Genomic DNA, 24,744 nt, shown 5'->3' with positions numbered 1-24,744 from the left:
GTGCCTTGTCATCCCGGCGCGGCTATGATCGCCCGACACTACGCCACCGCGGCCACCCCGTACGGCGTCACGGACGATCTGGAGAACACTGTGGCACGCACCCTGCCCTTCCGTACGGTCCGTATGCGCGGACGCCTGCTGGCGATCGCCTTGGCGGGCATCCTGCCGCTGGCCGTGGTCGCCGGTCTCGGGCTGGTCCAGATCGTGCGCGAGCAGGCCGAGCGCGCCGAGCAGAGCAGCCTCGAAGTCACGCGGATGGCCGCGACGGCCATCGAGGTGGAGCTGCGCCGCTCCATCAGCCTGCTCGAAGCCCTGGCGCAATCGCCCACGCTTGAACACAACGATCTCTCGGCCTTCGCCGATCTGGTCCGCCGCGTCATGCCGCTCACGCCGGGCTGGCATGCGGTACTGCTGGCCGAGCCGGATGGTCGCGTGGTGGATCGGATCTCGCCGCACGTCATCACCGGACCGGTCAATATCGCGGAACGGGACAGCTTCGCGCGGCTGGTCGCGACGGGGGTGCCGGTGATCGGCCAACTGGCGCGTGGCCCGCGCGGCAACTGGGGCGTTCCGCTGCGTGTCCCGGTGCGCGTGGATGGCCGGCTCCGCTATGTGCTGACCGCGTTGATCGCTCCCGAATCGATCCGCGATGTGGTGACCCAGCGCCATTTGCCCGCGGGCTGGGTCACGACCGTGCTCGACACGACCGGCAGGCGCATCGCACGGACCGAGCAGCATGTCGAAACGCTGGGCGCGCCGGCTTCGCCCACCCTTGCCGAATTGCTGGAGATGCCGCGCGCCGAGGGCACCGGCACGTCCTACACCATCGAAGGCAACCCGGTGCACACGGCTTTCGTGCGCATGGCGGAGACCGGTTGGGTGGTCGCGACCGGCATCCCCACCACCGAAGTACGGCAAAGCGCGATGCAGGCATTCAGCCTGTACGGCAGCGGGCTGGCGCTGTCGCTGCTGCTGGCGTTGGCCGCCGCGGTCGTCGCGGCACGACGCATCAACCGCCCCATGCGCCAACTCACCCGCGCCGCCCATGCGATGGGCCGCGGCCAGGTGCCGCAAATCCCGCGCAGCGACATTCGCGAGATCCAGGACGTCAGCCAGGCGCTGGTCGATGCCGCTCGTGCGCGACATACCAGCGAAGCCGAGCGCGACGTGGCGCTGGTGAACCTCGAGCACGCCGAGCAAGCGTTGCGTGAGCGGGTCAATGACCTCGAGTTGCTTCATTCGCTCAACCAGCGACTGCTGGAGCTGCCCACGCTCGGCGAACAGATGCAGGCCATTCTCGATGTGCTCTGCGCGTTCCACGGAGCAGACCACGGACTCGTCTCGCTCAGCGATGGCCGCGAGCCGCTGCGCATCTTCGCCTCGCGCGGCTTCTCCGAAGCCACACTGACGCGCCTGGGCGAGGCGTCGCCTGGCGAAGGGGACTGCGGGCGCTCGGTGAGCCAGAGCAACCGAGTCGTGATCACCGATACCGAGACGGACCCACGCTTCGCTGACTGTCGCTGGCTGTCGCGCGAAGAGCGCTTCCGTGCCGTCCACAGCACGCCCTTGCTCAGCTCCGCGGGCGGCGTGATGGGCGTCCTGACCGTGCAACTGGCCGAGAGCCGCGAGCCGAGCCCACGCGAGATTCACATGGCCGATGTGTGCGCCGGAATCGCCGCCGTGTTCGTCGAGCGTGCCCGCGCCAGGCAGCAGGCCGGTGAATCGGAGCAACGCCTGCGCGTGGCGCTGGACTCTTCGACCATGCCGTTCTGCATCATCGCCCCGGTGCGCAGCCACGACGGGTCGATCCACGATTTCCGCCTCGATTTCGTCAACCAGGTCGGCGCCAAGGCGCTGGGCAGGCCGGTGTACGAACTGATCGGCACACCGGTGAGCAGCTTCGCCCAGACCTGGAGAGACGGCGACGTGTTCGACATGTGCCGCCGCGTGGTCGGCGAACAGCACAGCCAGGAAATCGAATGGCAGGCGCTGTCGATGGGCTGCGAGTGCTGGTTCCATGTCACGGCCAACCCGTTCGCTCAGGGTGTCGCGCTGTGGTTCACCAACATTTCCCAGCGCAAGGAGCAGGAGCGCCAGCTCAAGGAGGCGGACCGGCGCAAGGACGAGTTTCTCGCCACCCTCGCCCATGAACTGCGTAACCCGCTCGCCCCGATTCGCCAGGCCGCCGCACTGGTCGGCTCGCCAAGCGCCACGGACAGCCAGAAGCGCCATAGCCAGGAGGTGATCGAACGGCAGGTCCGGCACATGGCGCTGCTGCTCGAGGACCTGCTGGACATCTCGCGGATCACGCTCGGCAAGATCGTGCTGCGGCGTGAGCCCGTGAAGCTGGCGACCGCCATCGAGGGCGCGGTCCAGACGGTGCGCGCGCAACTCGAGGCCAAGCGGCAACGCATCGTCCTGCCCGCCGAGACGGACCTGTGGGTCGATGCCGACCCGCTTCGGGTGGAGCAGATGCTCACCAACCTGCTGGCCAATGCGATCAAGTACACCGGGCAGGATGGTGAGATTCGGCTTCAGGTGAGCGGCGATGACCGCGACGCTCAAATCACCGTCATCGACAACGGCATCGGCATCGCAGCTGAAAATCTCGATGCGGTGTTTCAGATGTTCGCGCAGATTTCCACCGCCACCAGCCAGCCGTCCAGCGGGCTCGGCATCGGCCTGGCGCTTGCCCGCGGGCTGGCGCGGCTGCACGGCGGGGAGATCGAGGTCAGCAGCCCCGGCCTCGGGCAGGGTTCGTGCTTCACGCTCCGCCTGCCGCGAACGGCCAGACCGCAGGACGCGGCTCCGGTCGATGCGGCTGGCACCTTTACCGGGGGCATTCGGCGGGTGCTGGTCGCCGACGACAATCCGGACATTGCCGAGACCCTCGCCGAGCTGCTGCGCATCGAGCAGCACGAGGTCTGCATCGCGCTGGACGGCCATCAGGCACTCGCCGAATACGAGCGCTTCCGGCCGGACGTGGCATTGCTCGACATCGGCATGCCCGGCCTGCGCGGTGACGAGGTCGCGCGCGCAATCCGGGCACTCCCAGGCGGCGGGCGCGTGACGCTGGTCGCCTTCACCGGCTGGGGCCAGAGCGTCGACAAGGAGCGCGCGCTGGCGGCGGGCTTCGACCGGCACCTGACCAAGCCGGCGAACATCGAAGAGATCTTCGCCATCGTCTCGGCGTCCGAGCGGTACGACGCGCCGACCTGACCGGTCACGCCGCCACGCCGGACGTCACTCACCGACAGGAGAATGAAATGACCGCATTCAATCATCCGATCGCACGCAAGTGGCCGGCCGCCCATCCCGAACGGCTGCAGCTCTATTCGCTGCCGACGCCCAACGGGGTCAAGGTCTCGATCATGCTCGAGGAAATCGGCCTGCCCTACGAAGTGCACCGGGTCGATTTCGCCACCGACGATCAACTGTCGCCCGAGTTTCTCTCGCTCAACCCGAACAACAAGATTCCCGCCATCATCGATCCCGACGGTCCGGGCGGCGAACCGCTGCCTCTGTTCGAATCTGGCGCCATTCTGATCTACCTCGCCGACAAGACCGGCCAGTTGCTGTCATCCGAGCCGGCCCGCCGCTACGAGACGTTGCAATGGCTGATGTGGCAGATGGGCGGCGTCGGACCGATGTTCGGACAGGTCGGTTTCTTTAACAAATTTGCCGGCAAGGATTACGAAGACAAGCGGCCGCGTGACCGTTACGTGGCCGAAGCACGGCGTCTGCTGGGGGTGCTGGACAAGCGCCTGGAGGGTCGCGCGTGGATCATGGGCGACGACTATGGCATCGCCGATATCGCGGTGTTTCCCTGGGTGCGCAATCTGGTCGGCTTCTACGATGCGGGCGAGCTGGTCGGATTCGAGACGTTCCGTAACGTGGAGCGTGCCTTGAACGCCTTCCTCGCACGGCCGGCCGTCACGCGCGGTCTGGAGATTCCGCCGCGCAACTGACGGCTGCTCCGGCCGGGACGCGCAGGCGTCCTAGCCGAGCGCCGTGTCGAGGAACATCATCACGGCGAACCCGCCCATCAGCCCGAGGGTCGCGGAAGTCTGATGGCCGTGGCGGTGCGTCTCGGGGATGATTTCGTGCGAGACGACGAAGATCATCGCGCCGGCGGCCAGGCCCATGCTCACCGGGTAAGCCAGCGCATAGCCGGTGGACATGCCGGCGCCAACCAGCGCGCCGAGCGGCTCCATCACGCCGGAGGCCGCCGCGACCATTGCCGAGGCAAGTGCCGAGAGCCCGGTCGTCCGCAAGGCGAGCGCCACGGCCAGCCCTTCCGGGATGTCCTGAATGGAAATGGCCGTGGCCAGCGGCACACCGACCGTCATGTCGCCGCCCGCGAAGCCGACGCCGATCGCCATGCCTTCGGGCAGGTTGTGCAGAGTGACGGCAAAAACGAACAGCCAGACGCGATTGATGCGGTCGGAGTCCGGCCCGCAGGGGCCGATCGACTCGTGTTCGTGCGGCGTGAAGCGATCCAGCCCGAGCATGAGCAACACCCCGAGCGCCAGGCCGAGCACGACGGTCCCGGCGCCCATCAGGTTGTTGCCTGTCAGCGACTGGGCCGCATCGAGCCCGGGCAGCAGCAGCGAGAAGGCACTCGCCGCCAGCATCATCCCGGCCGCGAACCCCAGCATGGTGTCCTGGGTGCGCGTGGAAATCTGCCGCAGCGCCACGGCCAGAAAGGCGCCGACCGAGGTCGCGGCGAAGCCGGCGAAGCCGCCGTAAAGCGCATAACGCAGCCCGTCGCGCTCCCCTTCCAGCGCATTCGCGCCACTGGCGACCAGCAGCCAGAGCACCGCAAGCAGCGCCACGCCCAGGCCAAGCGCGGTGCCTGGCGATGCCTGCGCCTGGGCGATCCAGGCCGAGCGGAGACTGGCGTACTGTTGCTGTGTCGTCGAATTCATATGTCGCTTCACCGTCATTCGAATTGCTTTATGGTGCGCACGCCAGGGCCGGTTGCCCGGAGCGTCACTGTCGCAAGGGTCCACCACCGCGAGGGGTGCCGGCTCGTTGTTTTTCTCAATGGCGCCAATTATCACGGGGCAGTCCCGTTTCGCCGTACCGGCACGGCACTTTTTCATGGAATCCGGGCCTTACTGGCCTCGAAGGACGCTTCTCTATCTCATGCATACGCTCAAACAACTCCGCAGCGGCGCCCTCGCAGGCATCCGCCGGCTCGACTTGTCGGCCGAACTCACGCAGCTACCGGATGAAATTTTCGACCTCGCCGACAGCCTGGAAGTGCTGAATCTTTCGGGGAATCGGTTGAGCGAGTTGCCGGACGGTCTCGCTCGCCTGAAAAAGCTCAGGGTGCTGTTCTGCTCGGACAACGCCTTCACCGCCGTCCCCGAGGTACTCGGCGAGTGCGAGGCGCTGGAGATGGTCGGCTTCAAGGCCAATCGCATCCGCGACCTGCCGGACAATGCCCTGCCGCCGGCGCTGCGCTGGCTGATCCTCACGGACAACGCGCTGCCCTCGCTGCCCCGCGGGCTGGGTGCCCGTCCCCGCCTGCGCAAGCTGATGCTCTCGGGCAACCGGCTGGTCGGATTGCCCGAGAGCCTCGCCGAATGCGCCGAACTGGAGCTGCTGCGTATCGCCGCCAATCAACTCGACTCACTGCCGCCGTGGCTGTTGCAGCTGCCTCGACTGGCCTGGCTGGCCTTCGCGGGAAATCCGTTCAGCGATGCCTGGGAGCACGCCAGCGCCACCGCGCGACCGCTCGGACGGATTCCTGCCGAGTCGGTTCGTCTCGGCGAGCGCCTCGGCGAAGGCGCCTCCGGTGTCATATACGCCGCCGATTGGCTGGATGGCGATTCGGAAACGCCAGTCGCACTGAAGCGCTTCAAGGGCAGCATGACCAGCGATGGCCTGCCGCGCTGCGAAATCGCCGCCAGCCTGACGGCGGGTCGCCATGCCCATCTGGTCTCGACGATCGGCGCGCTGGAAACCCACGGCGATGAGCGACCGGCACTGCTGATGGAGCGCCTCGCCCCCTCGTTCCGTGCGCTTGCCGGTCCGCCATCGTTGGAAAGCTGCACGCGGGATGTGTATCCACACGGCCAGCGCTACCCGGCCGGCACGGTGCTCCGCATCGCGCGCGGCGTCAGCGCGGCCGCCGGACATCTGCATGGCAAGGGGGTGCTGCATGGCGATCTGTATGCGCACAACCTGCTGGTCGAAGATCGCGGGCACTGCTTGCTGAGCGACTTCGGTGCCGCCTCGTTCTTCGATGCCGCCAGCGAAGACGGCATGCGCTTGCAGCGCATCGAGGCGCGGGCGTTCGGCATTTTGCTGGGCGAGCTCATCGATCGCCTGGACGAGACGGTGGATACGGCACTGCCCCAGGCGCTTCGTGCCCTTCAACATGAATGCGAGACGCCGCAGGTGCTCGACCGTCCCGATTTCCGTACCCTGTGCGCCCGCCTGGATCGGCTCGCCGCCGACGTGGCCCCCGCAGTATGAGGCAACCCATGCAACAGACGGACGTGCGAGACGACGCCTTCGTCGAAGGACTCAAGGCGCGCTTGCCCACGCACCTTCGCGATTCATTCACCACCGAGCAGCTCGATGCGCTGCGCGTCGCGTTCGGAGCGCGCAAATGGGGCTCCCACGCCATCGATTGGCGCGGCACGATCAGCCTGTGGCAGTGGCGCTATTACTTCGTTCTGCTGCTAGGCCGAAATCGACGTGAACGCACACGCCGCCAGCAGGATTTGACACTGCTCGCCAAGGCCATCGGCGCGACGGCATTCCTGGCCTTTTCACTGATGGTGGGATTGCTGGCGCTCTATCTGCTCAAGTCGGCGCTCGGGATCAATATCTTCCCGAACTTCTCCTTCGGCATCTGGGACTGGTTTCGTCGGTAATGAGCGCCGCGCCTCAGGGCGTCGGCATGGCGACCAGCGCGGCGTGGTGCGGGCCGAGGTGGCGCTCCAGCAGCGTCTGCCAGGTCCCGTCGCGCTGCATGGCCTCGAAGGCCTGGTGCATGCGCCGGCTCAGGACGTCGGCTTCTTCGAAGCGCGGGCTGGCCGCGATGTAGCTATCGACATGGCCCAGCGGTGGCCCCGCGAGCAGCGCCGGCGCCGCAAAGCCCAGCTGCTTCCAGAGGTAGTCACCCCGGCCGGCCACCTCGTACCAGGCCAGGACGCGATGGCTATGCAGCATTCGCGCGGCGAGCGCGGGATCGGTGACCTCGACCACCATCTGATCGCCCTGCCGGACCGATGCGAGTTGCCGTGCGCGTGGCGTTCCAGCCATGACGGCGACCGGTCCGGCGGCGAGCGCTTGCTCGAGGCTATCCAGGGGTCTGGTCAGACCATGCAGGACATAAGGCAGGCGTACGACCGGCAACAGCCACGCGAATTGCCGCTCTCGCTCCTCGGTGCGACCCAGGTTGAGCAGGACGCCGCGCGCATCCTGCGCCACCAGTTGTTGGACCCGCAGCCAGGGCACCGAGCGGAACTGGCAATCGAGCTGCAGGCGATCGCAGAGCGCGACCATCAGCTCGCCGAACAGGCCCTTGGGTTTCTCATGGAAATCGGCATAGGGCATCTGCCCCTCGCCCACGTACACATGAAGTGACTCGGCACGCCCCGTCCCACTGAAAAAGCCCATCAGGAACGCGACCGTGAGCAGGCGTTTGCGGGTAAGCATCTGCAGCCTCCATGCAAGCAGTTCCGGTGCGACGACTCAGCTATCGAACGCGGACCGGGGCGAGGCGCCAGGCGACACCTCATCGTCAAAACGCGACCATCGCCTGGCTGCGCTTAATGCGCAACGTTCAGAAATTTCAGGCGCGCCCAAGGGGGAAGAACGACCCGGCGCTCCACACACCCAGCCACTGCTGTCCGTCCTGCGGATATGGAACCGCCAGTTCCACCAGCTGATAGAACACACTGCGCGATACCAGCGCCTCGAGGTTCGCCCGGATGTGAACGTACGGTCTTGGCTCCTCGCTCTGCACGTCTGTCTCGACACGCAGCGGGTGCTCGGCGCTGATGATCACCTCATCCTCGACGTTCGTCATGCAGCGCAGCCGTTGCGATTCGCCGCTGCCTTCGACCGTCACTTGTGTCACGACGAAGGGAGCGTCGTCCACGGTGATGCCGACTTTTTCGACAGGAGTGACCAGAAAGAAGCGATCGTCATCACGGCGAAGAACGGTCGAAAACAGCCTGACCATCGCGGGGCGACCGATCGGCGTGCCCTGGTAGAACCAGGTGCCGTCTCGCGCGATGCGCATGTCGATATCGCCGCAAAAAGGTGGATTCCACAGATGGACCGGGGGCAGGCCCTTCTTGGCAGCGCCGGAAATCTGTCCAAGCAGGTCGCCAGTGCGCTCGGATTCGCTCATAGATCCTCCTCTATCGCGACACACCCAGCAGGTTACGGGCATATTCGCGTAACGGGTCGCCCAGCAGCTCTTCGGGCTTGGTGTCGTAAAGCGTCAGCAAGCCGCCGCGTGCACGGATGGTGGCGGTGTCGACCATGTAGCGGGTTCCGGTCTCGATCAACATCAACTGCACGACGCCGCTATCGACACCGAGGCGATCCAGCGCACGTTCGTCATCCCACTCTTCGACCGTGCCGATGCGATCGTCCACCGCGGCAAAACGCGTATACAGCACATAATGGGCACCGAGCGCCGCCCCGCGGTTCAATGCTTCGTCCAGCCCCAGCGGCTGCTCGGCCCGTCGGACCAGCGGAAAATACTCGACAAATCCCTCGAATGCTTCCTCGGCAATGATGTTCGGCCGCGGATAGCCGTAGCCAGGCGGCGCGAAATGGCCCTGGGCGATGAAAATGAAGGAGTCCGGCTGCAAGCGCCAGGGACTCATGCGGCTCGTTTGGCTGTGATCGAGGATGCCGGCATCGCCGAGGTGATAGCCGGCACCGCGCGCCATGTCGCTCAGGTTCATGCAGCCGGCAAGCGACAGCATCAGCAACAACCCCAGGAAACGCATGCTTGTTCTCCCATGCCGAGTCGGAATTCCGGCGATCTGGGCGCGATGCAGCTTTCAGGCCATTCGCAACGGTAGTGCCGGGAATTCAGCTGTCCCGCTTGCGCTTGTTGCCCATGCGTACGCCAATGTCCATCAGGAACTGGAAGAACCCTTCCTGATCTTCGAGCACGCTGCTCCAGAACGGCGAGTGGTAGAGCGCGACCGCACCATGTACCAGGGCCCAGGCGGCGCAATAGTGAAAGTACGGGGGTACGTCCTCGAGCTTGCCTTCGGCGATGCGGCCTTCGATGAGCTGCGTCAGCCGCTCGAAGTTCGAGGCGCGGATCTTGTGCAGCTGCTCGACCATGTCCGGCACCTGACGACCCTTGACGACCTTTTCCTCGAGCCGGTCGAACAATCGATACCGCTGCGGGTCACGCATGCGGAACTCGAAATACTTGCGCGACAGCGCTTCCTTGTCCCGGTCGACATCCGGCGAGTGAAACAGCGCGTTGAGATCGCGCTCATAGTCGAGCATCAGCCGCAGATAGATCTCGGCCTTGGATTTGAAGTGCTTGTAGATAGTGCCTTTGCCGATGCCCACGGTGTCGGCGATCATCTCGACCGTCACGCTGTCTTCTCCCTGATCCAGGAAGAGTTGCAAGGCGGTGTCGAGTATCTCCTGCTCGCGTCGGCGAAACTCGCGGACTTTCCGAGGTTCGTTCTGCATAAGTGATTGCGTAATGCCCTGATCGAAGCGGGATATTATGCCTAAGCAGCCTCAAAATGCACGGAAACATAGCCATGACTACCTTTGCTGCCGAGTTTCCCCAAGCGCCGGGCCTGCGCTATCTGAACCATGCCGCAGTCGCGCCCTGGCCGCAGCGAGCGGCGACCGCCGTGACTGAGTTCGCGCGACAGAACGCGACCATCGGCGCCCGAGACTACCCCCAGTGGCTCGACATCGAGCGACGCCTTCGCCAACGCCTGCGCACCCTGCTGAACGCGCCATCCACCGCCGACATCGCACTGGTGAAGAACACCTCCGAAGCCTTGTCGTTCGTCGCATTCGGACTCGATTGGAAGCCTGGCGACAAGGTGGTCATCAGCGATGAAGAATTCCCTTCCAATCGGGTCGTCTGGCAGGCGCTGGCGCCGCTTGGGGTCGAGGTCGTCCAGGTGAGCCTCAAGGGCGAGTGCCCCGAAGCCGATCTGCTGGCCGCCTGCGACGCCTCGACGCGCCTGATGGCGATCAGCGCCGTTCAATACGCCAGCGGGCTTCGGCTCGATCTCGCCGAGCTGGGACGGGGCTGCGAGCGGCGCGGCGTCCTTCTTTGCGTCGACGCCATCCAACAGCTCGGCGCGCTGGCCTTTGACGTCCAGGCGATCGGTTGCGCCTTCGCCATGGCCGATGGCCACAAATGGCTGCTGGGTCCCGAGGGGCTCGGCGTGTTCTATTGCCGGCGCGACTTGCGTGAGCAGCTGACCCTGCATGAGTACGGCTGGCACATGCTGGAACACGCCGGCGATTACGATCGCACCGATTGGGAACCGGCCCGGAGCGCGCGTCGCTTCGAGTGCGGCAGTCCGAACATGCTGGGCGCAGTCGCGCTCGAGTCGAGCCTGTCACTGCTCGAAGAGGTGGGTATGCCAGCAGTCGAAAGCGCCCTCGGTCAACGAACGCAGGCCCTGGCCAGCGGGTTGGCACGTCTTTCCGGTTGCCAGCTGTTGAGCCCGACCGACGAACGCCGCCGCTCGGGAATCGTCTGCGCACGATTCGGGAGCGGCGACCAGCGCCCGCTGTTCGAGCAATTGACGCGCGCACAAGTGGTCTGCGCGTTACGTGGCGGTGGCATCCGGTTCTCGCCGCATTTCTATACCGACGCCCGGGTGATCGAGGAGACGATCGACGAAATCGCTCGCCTCACCCGCGGCTGAGTCATCAATGTGCCAGCGATAATTCCAAATCCGTTTAACCAGCGACCGCATTTCCCGGGCAGCCGAGGATAAAGGCGCTAATACTGTCAGTACCGACCGGTCACCCCGAGCCTGGTCGGTGGGGGCGCGAGGATCGCAAACCCGTACTCCTAATGGTCTTGGCCCGGCAACCACAATGCCGGGCTCTTTTTATCCGCGCGGCGGTCGACCGTTGGGGTAGAACAACCGGAAGAAGTTGTCGGTCGTGTCCTGGGCAAACCGGTCGAAGTCCACGCCTCGCAGATCGGCGATGAACTCGGCCACCTCGCGAACGTACTGCGGCAGATTCGGCTTGCCCCGGTAGGGAATCGGGGCCAGGTAAGGGGCATCCGTCTCGACCAGCAAGCGATCGGCCGGAATCTGCCGAGCGACCTCGCGCAGCGCCTCGGCATTGCGAAACGTGACGATCCCGGAAAGGGATATGTAGAAGCCGAGATCGAGCGCAGCCTTGGCCATCGCCCAATCTTCGGTGAAGCAGTGCAAGACACCTGCACGAGGCAACGCAGCTTCGCGCAATAGCCGGAGCGTGTCCTCCCTCGCCTCTCGCGTGTGGACCACGACCGGCTTTTCCGTCTCGCGGGCCGCCTCCAGATGCAACCGGAACGAGGCTTGCTGACGTTCCGCTGCCTGCGGCTCGTAGTGGTAGTCCAGACCGGTCTCGCCGATCGCTACGACCTGCGGATGCGCAACCTCCTGAATCAACCACTCGAGATCCGTGCCCTCGTCAGGCTTCAGGTCGAGCGGATGGATGCCCACCGAACAACCCACGTCCGGGTAGCGCCCGGCAAGCGCCTTCACGGTTGCCGCGTTTTCGGCACTGACACCGATACACAGAAAGTGCCCGACGCCACGCGCACGTGCGGCATCGAGCGCCGCGTCGAGGGAGCCGCCGTAGAGGCTCAGGTCGAGCCGATCGAGATGACAGTGGGAGTCTACCAACATGAGGAAAGGCCCTTCGGACGGGTGCGGGCCAGCGCGTGCGACCTGGCGTCACATCGTGTGCGTGGGACGGTCGGACTTCAGCGCACCGGCGAGATAGGTTTCGATCTTGTTGCGGGCGATGGTGTCGTCATCGTGAAACTGGACGCCTACCCCTGCCGCCCGGTTGCCTTGTGCGCCCTTTGGCGTGATCCAGACGACCTTGCCGGCTACCGGAATCTTCTCCGGCTCATCCATGAGGTTGAGCAGCATGAACACCTCGTCGCCAAGCTTGTAGGTCTTGTTCGTCGGAATGAACAGGCCGCCGTTGCGAATGAACGGCATGTAGGCGGCGTAGAGAACCGACTTGTCCTTGATGGTCAGGGACAAAATGCCGTTGCGTGGGCCCAGGTGCGGTGGGAGGTTCATGTGTCTTGTCCAGCGTTCGGAGCCAGGATTCTAGCCCGGACCTAGCAGGCTTGCCCATCGGACCAGCAGCGCTTCGAGAAGCAAGCCACGGTTGAGGTTGGCTTTGTTCAGAACCTTCTGTCGATGCGCCAGTATCCAATCCTGCAGGTCGAGTACCCGGGCCTGCGGCGCCTTTTGCGCCAGGTACTCGATCACCTTGGCCATGTCTGCCGGCTCGGTCGAGGATTCGTTCCCCGCCAGTTGTTGCCGCAGAATGCGATGTATCCAGTCGGCAAACCAATCGAACAGCAACAGCAACGGATAGGCATTCCAGCTCTCGGCTGCCTGGCTGGGCGACAGCTGCTGCTTGAGCAATTGCTTCAGCGAGTCGACCACCTTGGCTCGCATCGCGAGTACCCCTTCGGTATGCAGGCGCAAGGCAACGATCGGCGAGCCGGCGGCGATCTCGAGAAGATCGCCTGCCAGGGCTCGATCCTCCGGCGAAAGCCGCGCCTCCAACCACTGACGGGCCTGTTCGGGTGTCGGCAAGGGGCAGGCCTGCTGGATGCAGCGGCTCCGAATGGTTGGCAGCAACTGGCTCGGCCTGTGGGAAACCAGGAGGAAAACCGTATTGCCGGAAGGCTCCTCGAGGCTTTTCAGCAACGCATTCGATGCATTAATGTTCATCGCCTCGGCAGGTTCGAGCAAAACCACCTTGCGTCCCGACAGCTGCGCCGTCTGCGTCACGAAGCCGACCAGGTCACGGACCTGATCGACACGTATCGCCTTGTCCGCTTCCTCGGGCTGCAACAGAAAGCGATCCGGATGGGTGCCGGCGGCCAGCAGCAGGCAGGCCTTGCACTGACCGCAGGCATCGCTGCCCGCGGGACGCTGGCACAGCAGAAACGCCATCAACCGTTCGGCCAGCGCCCGCTTGCCGATGCCGGATGGGCCCGAAAAAAGATAGGCGTGCGCGAAGGCATCCTGCCCGGCCAGGCGCTGCCACACGCCGGCGTGCCAGGGATAGTCAAGCATGGCGCCGCTCGATGAGCGCTGGAAGCAGCGCCTCCAGAGTCTGCTGCACCGCGTCCAGCGATTGCGCCGCATCGATGACGTGATAGCGCGAAGGTTCCCGGCTGGCACGCTGCAGGTAGGTCGTGCGCACGGCATCAAAGAATCTGGCGTCCTCCTGCTCGAAACGGTCCAGCCTGCCACGGGCGCGGGCACGCTCCAGCCCGATCTCGATCGGCAGATCGAAAACCAGCGTCAGATCAGGACGAAGCTCGGCCTGCACGAACGCCTCCAGCTCGGCGATTCGTGACATGGCCAGCCCGCGGCCGCCGCCCTGGTACGCATAGGTGGCGTCGGTAAACCGGTCGCACAATACGATCGCGTTGTCGGCGAGCGCGGGCCTTATCACCCGATCCAGATGCTGGGCGCGGGCCGCGAACATCAGCAGCAACTCCGTATCGCTGCACATCGGCTCGTCGGTCGGCTCCAGCAATACCTCCCTGATACGTTCGGCAAGCGGTGTGCCGCCTGGCTCGCGCGTCAGTACGACCCGCTGGCCCAGCGCCTGGAGACGGGTGGCGAGGAAATCCCGGTTGGTACTCTTTCCGGCCCCTTCAGGCCCTTCAAGCGTGATGAAAAGACCAGCCATGACTAGGGTTTGCCTGCGTTGGACTGCGAGGGCGGCGGGCTTGAACGGTAGTCCGCCCGTCGATTCAACTGAAACTGGCGCACGGCGCGGTTGTGCTCGCGCAAGGTCGCGCTGAACACATGGCTACCATCGCCGCGCGCGACGAAATAAAGCGACTCGCCATCGGCCGGGTGCAAAGCGGCGTGAATGGCAGCCCGCCCCACCAGCGCAATCGGTGTCGGCGGCAAACCCGGTTTGACGTAGGTGTTGTAGGGGGTGGGCTGCCTGAGCTGCGCACGGTTGAGGGTGCCGTCATAGCTGGAACCAAGCCCGTAGATCACCGTGGGGTCGGTCTGCAGCAGCATCCCCTTCTCGAGTCGCCGGACGAAAACCCCCGCGATCATCGAACGCTCATGCGGAACGCCCGTCTCCTTTTCGATGATCGAGGCCATGACCAGCGCCTGGTAGGCGTCGTCATAAGGCAAGCCTTCGGCACGCCGTGCCCATTCCTCCGCAAGGACCGACTCGAGTCGCTCGAACGCGCGACGAAGAATATCGAAGTCGGCAGTGCCCCGCGTGAAGCTGTAGGTATCCGGATAGAAGCGGCCTTCGGGATGCAGCGACGGATGGCCCAGACGCTCCATTATCTGTTCCGAAGTCAGACCCTTGAGGGTGTGCTCGAGCTTCGGCTCGGCTTCAAGGGCCGCGAGAAGTTGCTTGAATGTCCAACCCTCGATGATGGTCAGGTTGTAACGCACCACATCGCCACGTTGCCATGCCCCGAGCAGCTCACGCACGGTCGTGCCAGGCACCAGCTGGTACTCGCCGCTATGCAGCGTCGCGTCCTGCAGCTTCAGCCGCCAATAGACCCTCAGCCAGAACGCATCGTCGATGATGCCGTCCGCTTCGAGACGCTGGAACAAGCCGCTGGGCGTATCGCCAGGCTGGACGAGCAGCAGCTGCGGCTCCTGAACAGCGAGCGCTTGCTCCAGGGCGGCGTGTTGCTTCCAGGCAACGAACGCGACTGCACAAACGCTCGCCAGCACGATGACCATCAGCCCACGGAATAAACGACGAATCACGAAGCGCTCGTCTCATCAGCCAGAACGGCCTGCAGTTTACGAGTCACCGGGCCTACCGGCCAGTCATGGCCCGCCCATTCCCGAACCGGCCAGATACCGTACAGGCTGTTGCACAGGAAGATTTCATCCGAACGAATGAAGTCATCGATCGTCACGTCGGCCTCGACAACCGATAGGCCCATGGATGGTGCCAGCGAAAGGATCTCGGCGCGCATGATGCCCGCCACGCCGCAGCGAACGAGCGAAGCGGTGATCAACTGATCCTTTCGAATCATCACGAGGTTGCTGAAAACGCCCTCGATGACTCGCCCACTCGTATCTCGCATCAGCCCTTCCGCGAAGGCCTCGCTGGACCACTCCGCACGGGCGAGCACCTGCTCGAGGCGATTCAGATGTTTGAGCCCTGCGAGCAGGGGCTGCTCGGCCAGCCGGGTCTGGCACGGATACAGACGGATGCCATCGCTCGCGTGGCTTGCAGGGTAATCCGGTGCCGGCGCTTGCACGAGCACCCGAGTGGCACGAGCCATCGGCGACGGACGATAGCCCCGCTGCCCAACCCCTCGGGTCACGATGAGCTTGACCACACCATTCTGGCCAGCCGAGAAACGCTCGATCTCGTCGCGTACCTCGTCGAGATCGACGGCAAGGCCCAGCCGCTCGCAGCCCGCACTCAACCGGGCCAGATGACGTGACAGCCGGACAGCAATTCCACCCTTGACCCTGATGGTCTCGAACAGGCCATCGCCATAGGCCAGCCCGCGATCCAGCGGAGAGACCGAGTCGCCCGGCGAACCGTTCACCCAAATCATTGGGCGTAGCGACGGAATACCAGCGAGCCGTTGGTGCCACCAAAGCCAAAGGAATTGGACAGCGCCACATCGATCGGCACGGACCGTGCATGATGCGCCACGAAATCCAGATCGCAGCCCTCGCCCGGCTCATCCAGGTTGATCGTCGGCGGCGCCACCTGATCACGAAGCGCAAGCACCGTGAAGATGGCCTCCACCGCGCCCGCCGCACCCAGCAGGTGCCCGGTCATCGACTTGGTCGAACTCACCGCGAGACGATAGGCATGCTCACCGAAGACCTGCTTGATCGCAGCCGCTTCGGCCCTGTCGCCGGCAGGCGTCGATGTGCCGTGCGCATTGATGTACTGGACCTCGCTGGCGCCGATGGCCGCGTCCCTGAGCGCATTGCGCATGCACCGTGCCGCACCCGCCCCATCTTCCGGTGGCGAGGTCATGTGGAAGGCATCGCCGCTCATGCCGAATCCGATGAGCTCGGCATAGATCGTCGCGCCGCGAGCACGAGCGTGCTCGAGCTCTTCCAGGACGAGCGCACCGGCTCCGTCGGACAGGACGAAGCCATCGCGATCCTTGTCCCAGGGACGGCTGGCTGCGACGGGATCGTCATTGCGCGTGGAAAGCGCCCGAGCGGCCGCGAAGCCACCGATGCCCAGGCCGCTCGCGGCCATTTCCGCACCGCCGGCGATCATGACGTCGGCCTCGCCGTACGCAATGTTGCGCGCAGCCATCCCGATGCAATGGGTAGCTGTCGTACAGGCCGTGGCGATCGAATAGTTCGGCCCCTGCAGGCCGAGATGGATCGACAGGAACCCGGACACCATGTTGATGATCGAGCCAGGTACGAAGAAGGGCGAAATGCGCCTCGGGCCCTGCTCGATGAGCGATTTGCAGTTGTTTTCGATATTGGTGAGCCCGCCAATACCGGAACCGATGGCGACGCCGAATCGGTCGCGATTCTCATCGGTCGCCTCGAGACCCGAGTCGCGCCAGGCCTGGAAGCTCGCTGCAAGGCCATACTGGATGAACAAATCCAGCTTGCGCGCCTCCTTCGCCGGCAAGTACTGCTCGACTTCGAAGCCCTTGATCGAACCTCCGAAGCGCGTCGAATACGCCGAAAGGTCCATGTGCTCGATCAGCCCTATACCGCTACGGCCGGCCAGAATGCCTTGCCAGCTGCTCGGCACATCGTTGCCCAGTGGCGATACCATGCCCAGCCCGGTGACTACGACGCGTCTACGCGACACTGCGATTCTCCTTACACGTATCTCTAGGCACCATCGCGGCGCGATGGCGTGAAGCGATTCAAGGCGCGACGGCTACCACTCCGATGTACAAACAAAAGCCGCACTGCCCTAAACAAGGCAGTGCGGCTTTCCAGTTCGAAGCAAGTAGCTACGTGCGACGCGTCACTGAGCGTGAGCGTTGATGTAGTCGATCGCTTCCTGAACGGTGGTGATCTTCTCAGCCTGCTCGTCCGGAATCTCGGTCTCGAACTCTTCTTCCAGGGCCATCACCAGCTCGACAGTGTCAAGGGAGTCGGCACCCAAGTCTTCGACGAAGGAAGCGCTGTTGGTTACTTCCTCTTCCTTGACGCCAAGTTGCTCGGCAACGATTTTCTTGACGCGTTCTTCGATGGTGCTCATACCTTGTTTTCACTCCTATGGAAAAGTCCAGGCAGCTAACCTGCGCGGTAGTTTATAGAAAGGGTTTTCAGCATTTCAAGCCAAAAGCGGGGCAGCATGCCGCCAGCTTCGACCATATGTCCATAAAGGAAGCAGCACTTAGTCGTCCAGCCGACACATCGGATGACCAAATGGTCACCCTTTTCGTCAGCTCATGTACATCCCGCCGTTCACCGGCACGGTCGCACCGGTCACATAGGCAGCGCCCTCGGACGCGAGAAAACCCACGACCTTGGCAATTTCTTCGGCCTGTCCAAGCCGCCCCAGCGGAATCTGCCCCAGCAAGGCGTCACGCTGCGCCTCGGGAAGCTCACGGGTCATGTCTGTATCGATGAAGCCCGGCGCAACCGAGTTGACGGTGATGCCGCGCGATCCGACTTCCCGCGCCAGGGCGCGCCCGAAACCTTCCAGCCCGGCTTTGGCCGCTGCGTAGTTGACCTGGCCGGCGTTACCCATCGCACCAACGACCGAGCCGATGTTGATGATCCGTCCCCAGCGAGCCTTGGTCATCCCACGCAAGACACCTTTGGTCAGCCGATACAGGCTTGTGAGGTTGGTATTGATGACGTCATGCCATTCGTCGTCTTTCATCCGCAACATCAGGTTGTCACGGGTGATCCCGGCGTTATTGACCAGGATGGCGATCGGACCATGCGCCTGCTGGATGCGTTCGAGCACCGCATCGACCGACTCGTCGCTGCCGACGTCGAGCACCTCGCCCTGACCTTGCAGACCTGCCTCGCGCAGTACGGCGCCAATCCGCTCCGCGCCCGCCTCGGATGTCGCCGTACCGATGACGATCGCTCCCTGACGCCCCAGCTCCAACGCAATCGCCTGACCAATGCCACGGCTCGCCCCGGTAACCAGCGCTACCTTACCTTGCAGATTCATCGTGCTTCTCCTATCAAGCCAGAGCGGCACGTGCTGCCGCAAAAGAATCGGTCGTATCGAGATTGTGGGTCGCCACACCCTTGACGCATCGCTTGTTCAAGCCAGACAGCACCTTGCCCGGCCCGCATTCAACGAGATCGGTGGCACCTTGCCGAGCGAGGTACTCCATCGATTCCACCCAGCGCACCGGGTTATAGAGCTGTGCAAGCAGATCGCGCTTGAGCGTTTCAAGCTCCGGCGCCACGGCCGCGCTGACGTTCTGGACGACCGGAATCGACGGCATCCGCCAATCGATCTCCGTCACCGCATCGGCGAAGCGCTCCGCGGCCGGACGCATCAATTCGCAATGCGAGGGCACGCTCACAGGCAGCGGCATGGCCCGCTTGGCACCCCGCGCCTTGCAGACCTCGATCGCCCGCGCCACGGCTCCGGCCGAGCCGGCAATGACCACCTGCCCCGGTGCATTGAAGTTGACCGCACTCACCACATCGCCATCGGCCGCTTCAGCACAGGCACCAATGACGTCCGCATCGTCGAGTCCAAGGATCGCAGCCATAGCACCCTCGCCCTCCGGCACGGCCTGCTGCATGAGCTGGCCACGGCATTCCACCAACCGCACCGCTTGCACCAGCGTCAATGCTTCCGCCGCAACGAGTGCAGAATATTCGCCAAGGCTATGGCCCGCGACGTAAGCGGGACGCGCGCCTCCCTCCGACAGCCACAGGCGCCAGAGGGCCACCGACGATGTCAGTATCGCGGGCTGCGTCTTGTCGGTCCGATTCAGTTGTTCTTCAGGCCCCTGCTGTACCAACGCCCAGAGATCGTACCCGAGCGCGTCAGAAGCCTCGCCGAAGGTATCGACGACCAAGCGCTGTTGCGCTGCGATTTCACCAAGCATCCCGACGGACTGGGAACCTTGGCCGGGAAAGACGAATGCAGTTGTCATGGGCATCTCTTGCTTTCTGATAAGGATTTTCAAGGTAGGCCGTAACGACCAAATCCCGCGCTATCGCTTTTGGATGATCGGCAGTGCCGTACGGTCACACCCTTCAACATAGGCGCTCGAGTCGAGCGCGCAATCTGCCGGGAAGGTTGCGCCTGGTCTCTGCCAGCGCATGTCGTATCGCCGCCTGGAAGCCAGCCTCGCCGGCCGCACCATGACTCTTGACCACGATGCCCTGCAGACCAAGGAAACTGGCACCGTTGTAGGTCGAAGGAGCCAACTCAGCCTGTAACTGCCGCAGGAAGGGTCGCGCAACGATACCGGCAAGCCGCGAGAGCGGCGATCGCCGAAAATTCGCCTCGAGCCGGGAGGAAATCAGCCCGGCAAGGCCTTCGCTGGACTTGAGCAGGATATTGCCGACGAAGCCATCGCACACGACGACGTCCGCTTCGCCGCGATAGAGCCCATCCCCTTCGATGAATCCCGTGAAATGAATATCGCGGGCCTGCCGCAAGAGATCGGCCGCAAGCTTGACTTGCTGGTTGCCCTTTACCTCTTCCGCACCGACGTTGAGCAACGCCACCCTGGGACGCTCATTACCAAGGGCCTGCATTACGGTCGACCCCATCACCGCGAACTGGCGGAGATGTTCGACATCGCAGTCGACGTTCGCCCCGATGTCCAACAAGAGGCAACTACCCGCCTGCGTCGGAACGAGCGTGCACATGGCCGGACGATCGATACCAGGCAACGTCTTGAGAATGTACTTGGAGAGCGCCATGAGCGCCCCGGTATTACCAGCACTCACCGCGGCGTCGGCCTTTCCATCGCGCACCAGCTCGAGCATGAGCCGCATGGAGGAATTCGGCTTGCCGCGAAGCGCCTGAGCGGGGCGTTCGTCCATGGTGATGAACTCGTCCGCCTGAACGACGCTCACGCGAGAACGATCCACGCCTGGAAACGCAGAAACCAAGGGATTCAATACAGCGGGCTGACCCACCAGGATCAGGTGAAGCGAGGGGGTGTCAGCAAGGCATGACAAGCTTGCTGGAACAATGCAGTGGGGACCGTGATCCCCACCCATTGCATCGATCGCAATGACCGAGGCGGACAAGGATTTACTCGTCAGCGCCCTTGTCGATCACTTTACGACCACGGTAGAAACCATCCGGCGACACGTGGTGACGCAGATGAACTTCACCGGTGCTTTTCTCGATGGACAGGGCATTGCCCTTGAGCGCGTCATGCGAGCGACGCATGTCGCGCGCGGAACGGGATTTTTTGTTCTGCTGAACAGCCATTTTGGATCAACTCCTAAACGTTTGGGTCACGCTTCAACTGAGCCAGCACGCTGAACGGGTTGGACCGCTTCACCTCGTTCTCCGTCGATTCGGCCACATCTTCATCTGGCGCCATCGGCGGCTGGCATACTTCGGGGTCGTGGAGTGGAACAATAGGCAGCGCCAGCAGCAATTCGTCTTCGACGAGCGCCAGCAGATCCAGCGGATCCTCCCCCACCTCCAGCACGTCATACCCTTTGGGCAGATGCTGGGTATTCGCGCCTTCATTCACGACCGCATAGACGCATTCGCTATGGATCGGCAGAACAACCGGCTCCAGACAACGCTGGCAAATCATCTTGACGTCTACATCGAGCCGACTGCGTATAACAACCGTTCTCTGCTCGTCCCGCTCGAACGAAAGATTCGTGCGCACCGCACCCTGATCATCCTCAAGGGAGTCACTGAGCCTTTCCAATCTTTCAAGCGGCAACTCACCCTCAAGGGTGACGGATCGCTCGGCCAACTGGCGTGGCTCAACGTGCGATGGTATAGGTCCTTTCAACATAAGCGCGGCATTCTATTTACGACCTCTACAGGTGTCAAAGGAATTCAGTCCAGCTGCACAATAAGCGTCATCACCTCGGCAACCATCAGGCTCGCTCATGCTTCCGCTTCTACTTGCATCCAGCTCTCCCTACCGTCGCCAACTCCTGGCTCGCCTGGGCCTGGCCTTCACCCACGCGTCGCCCAGTATCGACGAGACACGCCTCCCTCACGAGCCAGCGACCGACCTGGTCCGCCGTCTCGCCATGCAAAAGGCACAAGCACTATCCTGCGGTTACCAGGGGCTGATCATAGGCTCGGACCAGGTCGCCGTTCTCGGCAATGAGGTACTTGGCAAGCCCCACACCTTCGACAACGGATTCCAGCAACTTCGGGCCGCCAGCGGCAGACGAGTCGACTTCCTCACAGGAATTGCGCTGCTCAATACCGCCAGCGGGCGCCTGCAGGTCGATCACGCCCAATTCGCCGTGCATTTTCGCGACCTGAGCGACAACCAGATCGAGCGTTATCTACGCCGTGACACCCCCTACGACTGCGCCGGCAGCTTCAAGGCGGAAGGACTCGGCATCAGCCTGTTCAGCAAAACCGAAGGCGAAGACGTAACCAGCCTGATCGGATTGCCGCTCATTCGCCTGGTGGACATGCTCGCAAACGAAGGCGTCGAAGTTCCCTGAGGGTTTACTTGAGCGTTGGCCCCGACAAGCCCATCCACATGGCGAGACGATCAGCCACGCTCGCCCCGAGCTCCTTGCTCAAGCGCTCGAGCGGCGAACCCTTGATAGTGAAATCGACCGTTTCGGGCGCTCCGATGATGCGCCGGGCGACTTCCCCGGTGCTCGCCAGACCATCGACCAACCCCAACTCGAGCGCCTGCTCGCCTGACCAGACAAGGCCCGAGAACAGTTCCGGATGTTGTTCGAATTGCAGGCGCTCGCCACGACCCTGCTTTACCGCCTCGATGAATTGGCGATGAGTCGTCTCCAGGACGTTCTGCCAGAACTGGGTTTCCTCCGGCTTCTGAGGTTGAAAAGGATCCAGGAAAGCCTTGTGCTCGCCCGAGGTGTAGACCCTGCGCTCGACCCCCAGCTTATCCATCGCCTCGACGAATCCGAACGTGGCTGCCGTTACACCGATCGAACCGACGAGGCTCGATTTGTTGGCGTAAATCTCGTCGGCAGCACTAGCGATGTAATAGGCGCCCGAGGCACCAAGATCGGTCACGACCGCATACACCTTGATGTCCGGGTATTCACCGCGCAGGCGACGGATTTCGTCATATATATAGCCTGATTGAACGGGACTGCCGCCGGGACTGTTGATCCGCAACACGATGCCGCGCGTCCCTTCGTCCTCGAACGCCTCACGCAACGCACCGATGATATTGTCCGCACTCGCGGCTTCTTCATCGGCGATCACACCGCGCACATCGATGACCGCGGTATGACGGGTCTCCACGGCACTGTCGCCAAGCTCGAACGCTGGAAAAAGAACAGCCAGCACAACGAGCAGATACGTGAAGGTGAGGAACTTGAAGAAAATACCCCACCGCCGAGCACGACGCTGCTCTTGAATGCCGGCCTGCAAGGTGCGCTCCAGCAACTTCCAACTCTTCTGATCGTCGTTACCCGACGAGGACGACGGCGCCTTCCACTCATCCGACATATTCATCGACTCCACACGATTCAAACGCTGCCAACCAGGCAGCGAACTCATCAAAACATTCAACCGTCAGCAGCGGATCGGCCGTCTGCAAACACGCCATTGATTGCGCACCGTAGGCAACTGCGACGGCGTCCATGCCGGCACGAGCCGCCATCTGCAGATCGAACAACGAATCACCGATCATCAGGGCGCGCTCAGGGCACACATCGCAATAGGCAAGTATCTCGCGCAACATCAGCGGGTCGGGCTTGCTCGCCGTCTCGTCCGCGCAGCGCGTGATGTCGAAATAACCATCCCACCCGTGATCCCGCAGCGCCCGATCAAGACCTCGCCGGCTCTTTCCGGTCGCCACCGCCAAGCGATAGCCAGCCGCGCGCAGTCGTTGCAATGAATGCGCGACACCTGGAAATAACGGCGACGGCTGCCCCTCGTATCCCAGGTAACAATCGCTGTATCGACGACGAAAATCGTCAGCCACGCCTGTCCCGGCGACTTCCGGATAAAGCACAGCGATCGCGTCAGGCAAGCCAAGCCCGATGATGCCCTTGATCTGCGAATCGTCACGTTGCGGCAGTCCGCAACCTCGCGCCGCTTCGCGCATGCAGACGACGATCCGCTCGATCGAATCGACCAGCGTGCCGTCCCAGTCAAAGATCAGGAGGTCGTATTTAAGCACCCAGGCGCCCTAGGGTGAGTTCCCACATCTCATCGACCGGCGCCTCGAGCTCGAGCAGCCCACCATCCGGCAACGGCACCCGCAACGCATAGGCATGCAGGAACAGGCGTTTACCGCCCAGCTCGCGAATTTCCCGACTGAACGCCTCATCGCCGTACTTCGCGTCGCCAGCGATGCCATGCCCCGCATGTCGGGCATGCACCCGAATTTGATGGGTCCGACCCGTGACAGGCTTGGCCTCGATGAGCGTGGCGAAATCGCCAAATCGCCGCAGGACACGGAACAGCGTGAGCGCCTCCTTCCCCTCCTCGTCGACCTCGACCATACGCTCGCCTGATCGGAGCGTGTTCTTCTGCAGCGGCGCACTCACCTGCTTGCGTCCGGCATCCCAGCGACCGCGAACGAGCGCCAGATAGCGCTTATCCACGCCATCACTGCGGAGCGCTTCATGAAGATGGCGTAGCATGCTGCGCTTCTTCGCAACCATGAGCAGCCCGGACGTATCACGATCCAGCCGATGCACCAGCTCGAGTTCCTTGACGTCCGGGCGCAGCTGCCGAAGCGCCTCGATGACCCCGAAACTCAAGCCGCTACCGCCATGCACTGCGATGCCGGCAGGCTTGTTGAGAACGATCAGCCCCTTGTCCTCATGGACGATGGCGGCCTCGAGTCGCTCGAGCAGCGACGCCGACAGCGGTGCTGGCTCATCGCGCTCAGCCAGACGCAAAGGCGGAACGCGAACGACATCGCCGGCCTGCAGTTTGTATTCAGGCTTGATCCGCCCCTTGTTGACCCTGACTTCGCCCTTGCGCAGGATGCGATAGATCAACGTCTTGGGCACACCCTTGAGCTGGGCGCGAAGAAAATTGTCGATGCGCTGGCCCGCAAGCTCAGGCGAGACCTCCAGCAACTGAACGCCGGACGTCTGGGAGGGGGTCGTAATCATCGGCGCATCATAGCAACTTCATGCAATTGAAGCACTTAGTCATTGCTGCTATAGTCGCGAACGCCGCCAAAAGCGGTCAGCCCAGGAAGGTTTGCCATATAACCGTTCCGGCTCGCAATTTGTTCAAGGATGCTGAGGCCATCCAACGATATTTCCGCCATGGCGAAAATCGGAACAAGCCTCGAAAGACACGTTGCGTGCCCCCAACTGGGGAATCGCGCCCAATGCAACCGCTCTGGATTCTGCGAGCGGCACCCGATTATCAAAGTATGCGTGTTGGGTGGAGATGCACGGTTAACGA

At 63.3% G+C, this 24,744-nt stretch carries 27 protein-coding genes; 6 read left to right on the top strand and 21 right to left on the bottom strand.

Features of this window, described 5'->3' with window-relative positions; genetic code table 11:
• Positions 1-24: 24 nt before the first annotated feature.
• Together D7325_RS03270 and D7325_RS03265 are read left to right on the top strand one after the other, a co-directional pair.
• Positions 25-3,219 carry a hybrid sensor histidine kinase/response regulator gene (locus D7325_RS03270; protein ID WP_120994004.1) on the top strand — a complete coding sequence of 1,065 codons (3,195 nt, stop codon included), beginning with the start codon at positions 25-27 and terminating at the stop codon, positions 3,217-3,219.
• 47 nt (positions 3,220-3,266) lie between these two features.
• A complete protein-coding gene (locus D7325_RS03265) occupies positions 3,267-3,968 on the top strand; it encodes a glutathione S-transferase N-terminal domain-containing protein (protein WP_120994002.1) in 702 nt (233 codons plus the stop codon).
• Positions 3,969-3,998: 30 nt separating this feature from the next.
• Here the strand turns inward: D7325_RS03265 and D7325_RS03260 are convergent, their stop codons facing one another.
• Positions 3,999-4,928: a ZIP family metal transporter gene (locus tag D7325_RS03260; protein WP_120994000.1), complete on the bottom strand. Its 930-nt coding sequence runs from the start codon at positions 4,926-4,928 to the stop codon at positions 3,999-4,001.
• A gap of 220 nt (positions 4,929-5,148) precedes the next feature.
• Here D7325_RS03260 and D7325_RS03255 point away from each other — a divergent pair, with 220 nt between their 5' ends.
• Both D7325_RS03255 and D7325_RS03250 read left to right on the top strand, forming a co-directional pair.
• A complete protein-coding gene (locus tag D7325_RS03255) occupies positions 5,149-6,486 on the top strand; it encodes a leucine-rich repeat-containing protein kinase family protein (RefSeq protein WP_120993998.1) in 1,338 nt (445 codons plus the stop codon).
• Positions 6,487-6,494: 8 nt separating this feature from the next.
• Positions 6,495-6,890, top strand: a complete 396-nt coding sequence (locus tag D7325_RS03250) for a 3-phosphoshikimate 1-carboxyvinyltransferase (RefSeq protein WP_120993996.1) — start codon at positions 6,495-6,497, stop codon at positions 6,888-6,890.
• Between the two features lie 13 nt (positions 6,891-6,903).
• Here the strand turns inward: D7325_RS03250 and D7325_RS03245 are convergent, their stop codons facing one another.
• From D7325_RS03245 to D7325_RS03230, 4 genes are all read right to left on the bottom strand, one after another.
• Positions 6,904-7,677: a substrate-binding periplasmic protein gene (locus D7325_RS03245; protein ID WP_120993994.1), complete on the bottom strand. Its 774-nt coding sequence runs from the start codon at positions 7,675-7,677 to the stop codon at positions 6,904-6,906.
• Between the two features lie 136 nt (positions 7,678-7,813).
• Complete coding sequence (locus D7325_RS03240) at positions 7,814-8,377, bottom strand: DUF1285 domain-containing protein (RefSeq protein WP_120993993.1); 564 nt, start codon at positions 8,375-8,377, stop codon at positions 7,814-7,816.
• A 10-nt stretch (positions 8,378-8,387) separates the two neighbouring features.
• Positions 8,388-8,987, bottom strand: a complete 600-nt coding sequence (locus D7325_RS03235; RefSeq protein ID WP_120993991.1) for a DUF4823 domain-containing protein — start codon at positions 8,985-8,987, stop codon at positions 8,388-8,390.
• 85 nt (positions 8,988-9,072) lie between these two features.
• On the bottom strand, positions 9,073-9,696 hold the full coding sequence (locus D7325_RS03230) for a TetR/AcrR family transcriptional regulator (protein WP_120993989.1): 624 nt from the start codon (positions 9,694-9,696) through the stop codon (positions 9,073-9,075).
• 74 nt (positions 9,697-9,770) lie between these two features.
• Between D7325_RS03230 and D7325_RS03225 the strand changes: the two genes are divergently transcribed.
• Positions 9,771-10,904 carry an aminotransferase class V-fold PLP-dependent enzyme gene (locus D7325_RS03225; RefSeq protein ID WP_120993987.1) on the top strand — a complete coding sequence of 378 codons (1,134 nt, stop codon included), beginning with the start codon at positions 9,771-9,773 and terminating at the stop codon, positions 10,902-10,904.
• Positions 10,905-11,093: 189 nt separating this feature from the next.
• Here the strand turns inward: D7325_RS03225 and D7325_RS03220 are convergent, their stop codons facing one another.
• The 13 genes from D7325_RS03220 to D7325_RS03160 all read right to left on the bottom strand — a co-directional run bounded on the left by D7325_RS03220 (position 11,094) and on the right by D7325_RS03160 (position 21,160).
• A complete protein-coding gene (locus D7325_RS03220; protein ID WP_120993984.1) occupies positions 11,094-11,885 on the bottom strand; it encodes a TatD family hydrolase in 792 nt (263 codons plus the stop codon).
• Between the two features lie 48 nt (positions 11,886-11,933).
• Positions 11,934-12,290, bottom strand: a complete 357-nt coding sequence (locus D7325_RS03215; RefSeq protein WP_120993982.1) for a PilZ domain-containing protein — start codon at positions 12,288-12,290, stop codon at positions 11,934-11,936.
• Between the two features lie 30 nt (positions 12,291-12,320).
• On the bottom strand, positions 12,321-13,304 hold the full coding sequence (locus D7325_RS03210) for a DNA polymerase III subunit delta' (protein ID WP_120993981.1): 984 nt from the start codon (positions 13,302-13,304) through the stop codon (positions 12,321-12,323).
• Positions 13,297-13,929, bottom strand: coding sequence for a dTMP kinase (tmk, locus tag D7325_RS03205; protein ID WP_120993979.1), 633 nt, complete (start codon positions 13,927-13,929; stop codon positions 13,297-13,299). Before tmk ends, D7325_RS03210 begins: the two co-directional genes overlap by 8 nt.
• A 2-nt stretch (positions 13,930-13,931) precedes the next feature.
• Entirely contained in the window at positions 13,932-14,990 is a 1,059-nt protein-coding gene (gene mltG / locus D7325_RS03200; RefSeq protein ID WP_120993977.1) for an endolytic transglycosylase MltG, read from the bottom strand.
• On the bottom strand, positions 14,987-15,799 hold the full coding sequence (pabC, locus tag D7325_RS03195) for an aminodeoxychorismate lyase (protein WP_120993975.1): 813 nt from the start codon (positions 15,797-15,799) through the stop codon (positions 14,987-14,989). Before pabC ends, mltG begins: the two co-directional genes overlap by 4 nt.
• Entirely contained in the window at positions 15,796-17,040 is a 1,245-nt protein-coding gene (gene fabF / locus D7325_RS03190; protein WP_120993973.1) for a beta-ketoacyl-ACP synthase II, read from the bottom strand. Before fabF ends, pabC begins: the two co-directional genes overlap by 4 nt.
• 162 nt (positions 17,041-17,202) lie before the next feature.
• Positions 17,203-17,439 carry an acyl carrier protein gene (acpP, locus tag D7325_RS03185; RefSeq protein ID WP_003283670.1) on the bottom strand — a complete coding sequence of 79 codons (237 nt, stop codon included), beginning with the start codon at positions 17,437-17,439 and terminating at the stop codon, positions 17,203-17,205.
• Between the two features lie 186 nt (positions 17,440-17,625).
• A complete protein-coding gene (gene fabG / locus D7325_RS03180) occupies positions 17,626-18,369 on the bottom strand; it encodes a 3-oxoacyl-ACP reductase FabG (RefSeq protein ID WP_120993971.1) in 744 nt (247 codons plus the stop codon).
• Positions 18,370-18,382: 13 nt separating this feature from the next.
• Entirely contained in the window at positions 18,383-19,321 is a 939-nt protein-coding gene (gene fabD / locus D7325_RS03175; RefSeq protein ID WP_120993970.1) for an ACP S-malonyltransferase, read from the bottom strand.
• Positions 19,322-19,418: 97 nt separating this feature from the next.
• The gene (gene plsX, locus D7325_RS03170) at positions 19,419-20,426 is read right to left on the bottom strand and encodes a phosphate acyltransferase PlsX (RefSeq protein ID WP_120993969.1); all 1,008 of its coding nucleotides are present in this window, start codon (positions 20,424-20,426) and stop codon (positions 19,419-19,421) included.
• 4 nt (positions 20,427-20,430) lie between these two features.
• Positions 20,431-20,613, bottom strand: a complete 183-nt coding sequence (gene rpmF, locus D7325_RS03165; protein ID WP_120993968.1) for a 50S ribosomal protein L32 — start codon at positions 20,611-20,613, stop codon at positions 20,431-20,433.
• 13 nt (positions 20,614-20,626) lie between these two features.
• Positions 20,627-21,160 (bottom strand): YceD family protein, encoded by a 534-nt coding sequence (locus tag D7325_RS03160; RefSeq protein WP_120993967.1) that lies wholly within the window; start codon positions 21,158-21,160, stop codon positions 20,627-20,629.
• Between the two features lie 97 nt (positions 21,161-21,257).
• Between D7325_RS03160 and D7325_RS03155 the strand changes: the two genes are divergently transcribed.
• Complete coding sequence (locus D7325_RS03155; protein WP_120993966.1) at positions 21,258-21,833, top strand: Maf family protein; 576 nt, start codon at positions 21,258-21,260, stop codon at positions 21,831-21,833.
• 4 nt (positions 21,834-21,837) lie between these two features.
• Here D7325_RS03155 and sppA read toward each other — a convergent pair whose 3' ends face one another.
• The 3 genes from sppA to rluC are packed head-to-tail and all read right to left on the bottom strand — an operon-like array spanning position 21,838 to position 24,443.
• Entirely contained in the window at positions 21,838-22,821 is a 984-nt protein-coding gene (sppA, locus tag D7325_RS03150; protein ID WP_120993965.1) for a signal peptide peptidase SppA, read from the bottom strand.
• A complete protein-coding gene (locus D7325_RS03145; RefSeq protein WP_120993964.1) occupies positions 22,811-23,497 on the bottom strand; it encodes an HAD-IA family hydrolase in 687 nt (228 codons plus the stop codon). Before D7325_RS03145 ends, sppA begins: the two co-directional genes overlap by 11 nt.
• Positions 23,490-24,443 (bottom strand): 23S rRNA pseudouridine(955/2504/2580) synthase RluC, encoded by a 954-nt coding sequence (gene rluC, locus D7325_RS03140; RefSeq protein ID WP_120993963.1) that lies wholly within the window; start codon positions 24,441-24,443, stop codon positions 23,490-23,492. Before rluC ends, D7325_RS03145 begins: the two co-directional genes overlap by 8 nt.
• Positions 24,444-24,744: the final 301 nt, after the last annotated feature.

Origin of the sequence: Stutzerimonas urumqiensis (genome assembly GCF_003640395.1) — a bacterium.
Classification (GTDB): domain Bacteria; phylum Pseudomonadota; class Gammaproteobacteria; order Pseudomonadales; family Pseudomonadaceae; genus Stutzerimonas; species Stutzerimonas urumqiensis.
This window is presented reverse-complemented; position numbering and strand designations above follow the sequence as displayed.

Bases quoted from the DNA above. Each gene is read 5' to 3' on its own strand.
- tmk (WP_120993979.1), bottom strand. From the start codon at position 13,929: ATGGCTGGTCTTTTCATCACGCTTGAAGGGCCTGAAGGGGCCGGAAAG.
- D7325_RS03240 (WP_120993993.1), bottom strand. From the start codon at position 8,377: ATGAGCGAATCCGAGCGCACTGGCGACCTGCTTGGACAGATTTCCGGC.
- D7325_RS03155 (WP_120993966.1), top strand. From the start codon at position 21,258: ATGCTTCCGCTTCTACTTGCATCCAGCTCTCCCTACCGTCGCCAACTC.
- D7325_RS03245 (WP_120993994.1), bottom strand. From the start codon at position 7,677: ATGCTTACCCGCAAACGCCTGCTCACGGTCGCGTTCCTGATGGGCTTT.
- sppA (WP_120993965.1), bottom strand. From the start codon at position 22,821: ATGTCGGATGAGTGGAAGGCGCCGTCGTCCTCGTCGGGTAACGACGAT.
- D7325_RS03235 (WP_120993991.1), bottom strand. From the start codon at position 8,987: ATGCGTTTCCTGGGGTTGTTGCTGATGCTGTCGCTTGCCGGCTGCATG.
- acpP (WP_003283670.1), bottom strand. From the start codon at position 17,439: ATGAGCACCATCGAAGAACGCGTCAAGAAAATCGTTGCCGAGCAACTT.
- D7325_RS03230 (WP_120993989.1), bottom strand. From the start codon at position 9,696: ATGCAGAACGAACCTCGGAAAGTCCGCGAGTTTCGCCGACGCGAGCAG.
- pabC (WP_120993975.1), bottom strand. From the start codon at position 15,799: ATGATTTGGGTGAACGGTTCGCCGGGCGACTCGGTCTCTCCGCTGGAT.
- D7325_RS03220 (WP_120993984.1), bottom strand. From the start codon at position 11,885: ATGTTGGTAGACTCCCACTGTCATCTCGATCGGCTCGACCTGAGCCTC.
- rpmF (WP_120993968.1), bottom strand. From the start codon at position 20,613: ATGGCTGTTCAGCAGAACAAAAAATCCCGTTCCGCGCGCGACATGCGT.
- D7325_RS03250 (WP_120993996.1), top strand. From the start codon at position 6,495: ATGCAACAGACGGACGTGCGAGACGACGCCTTCGTCGAAGGACTCAAG.
- D7325_RS03255 (WP_120993998.1), top strand. From the start codon at position 5,149: ATGCATACGCTCAAACAACTCCGCAGCGGCGCCCTCGCAGGCATCCGC.
- D7325_RS03270 (WP_120994004.1), top strand. From the start codon at position 25: ATGATCGCCCGACACTACGCCACCGCGGCCACCCCGTACGGCGTCACG.
- D7325_RS03265 (WP_120994002.1), top strand. From the start codon at position 3,267: ATGACCGCATTCAATCATCCGATCGCACGCAAGTGGCCGGCCGCCCAT.
- fabG (WP_120993971.1), bottom strand. From the start codon at position 18,369: ATGAATCTGCAAGGTAAGGTAGCGCTGGTTACCGGGGCGAGCCGTGGC.
- D7325_RS03210 (WP_120993981.1), bottom strand. From the start codon at position 13,304: ATGCTTGACTATCCCTGGCACGCCGGCGTGTGGCAGCGCCTGGCCGGG.
- D7325_RS03260 (WP_120994000.1), bottom strand. From the start codon at position 4,928: ATGAATTCGACGACACAGCAACAGTACGCCAGTCTCCGCTCGGCCTGG.
- D7325_RS03160 (WP_120993967.1), bottom strand. From the start codon at position 21,160: ATGTTGAAAGGACCTATACCATCGCACGTTGAGCCACGCCAGTTGGCC.
- fabD (WP_120993970.1), bottom strand. From the start codon at position 19,321: ATGCCCATGACAACTGCATTCGTCTTTCCCGGCCAAGGTTCCCAGTCC.
- D7325_RS03225 (WP_120993987.1), top strand. From the start codon at position 9,771: ATGACTACCTTTGCTGCCGAGTTTCCCCAAGCGCCGGGCCTGCGCTAT.
- rluC (WP_120993963.1), bottom strand. From the start codon at position 24,443: ATGATTACGACCCCCTCCCAGACGTCCGGCGTTCAGTTGCTGGAGGTC.
- D7325_RS03215 (WP_120993982.1), bottom strand. From the start codon at position 12,290: ATGAACCTCCCACCGCACCTGGGCCCACGCAACGGCATTTTGTCCCTG.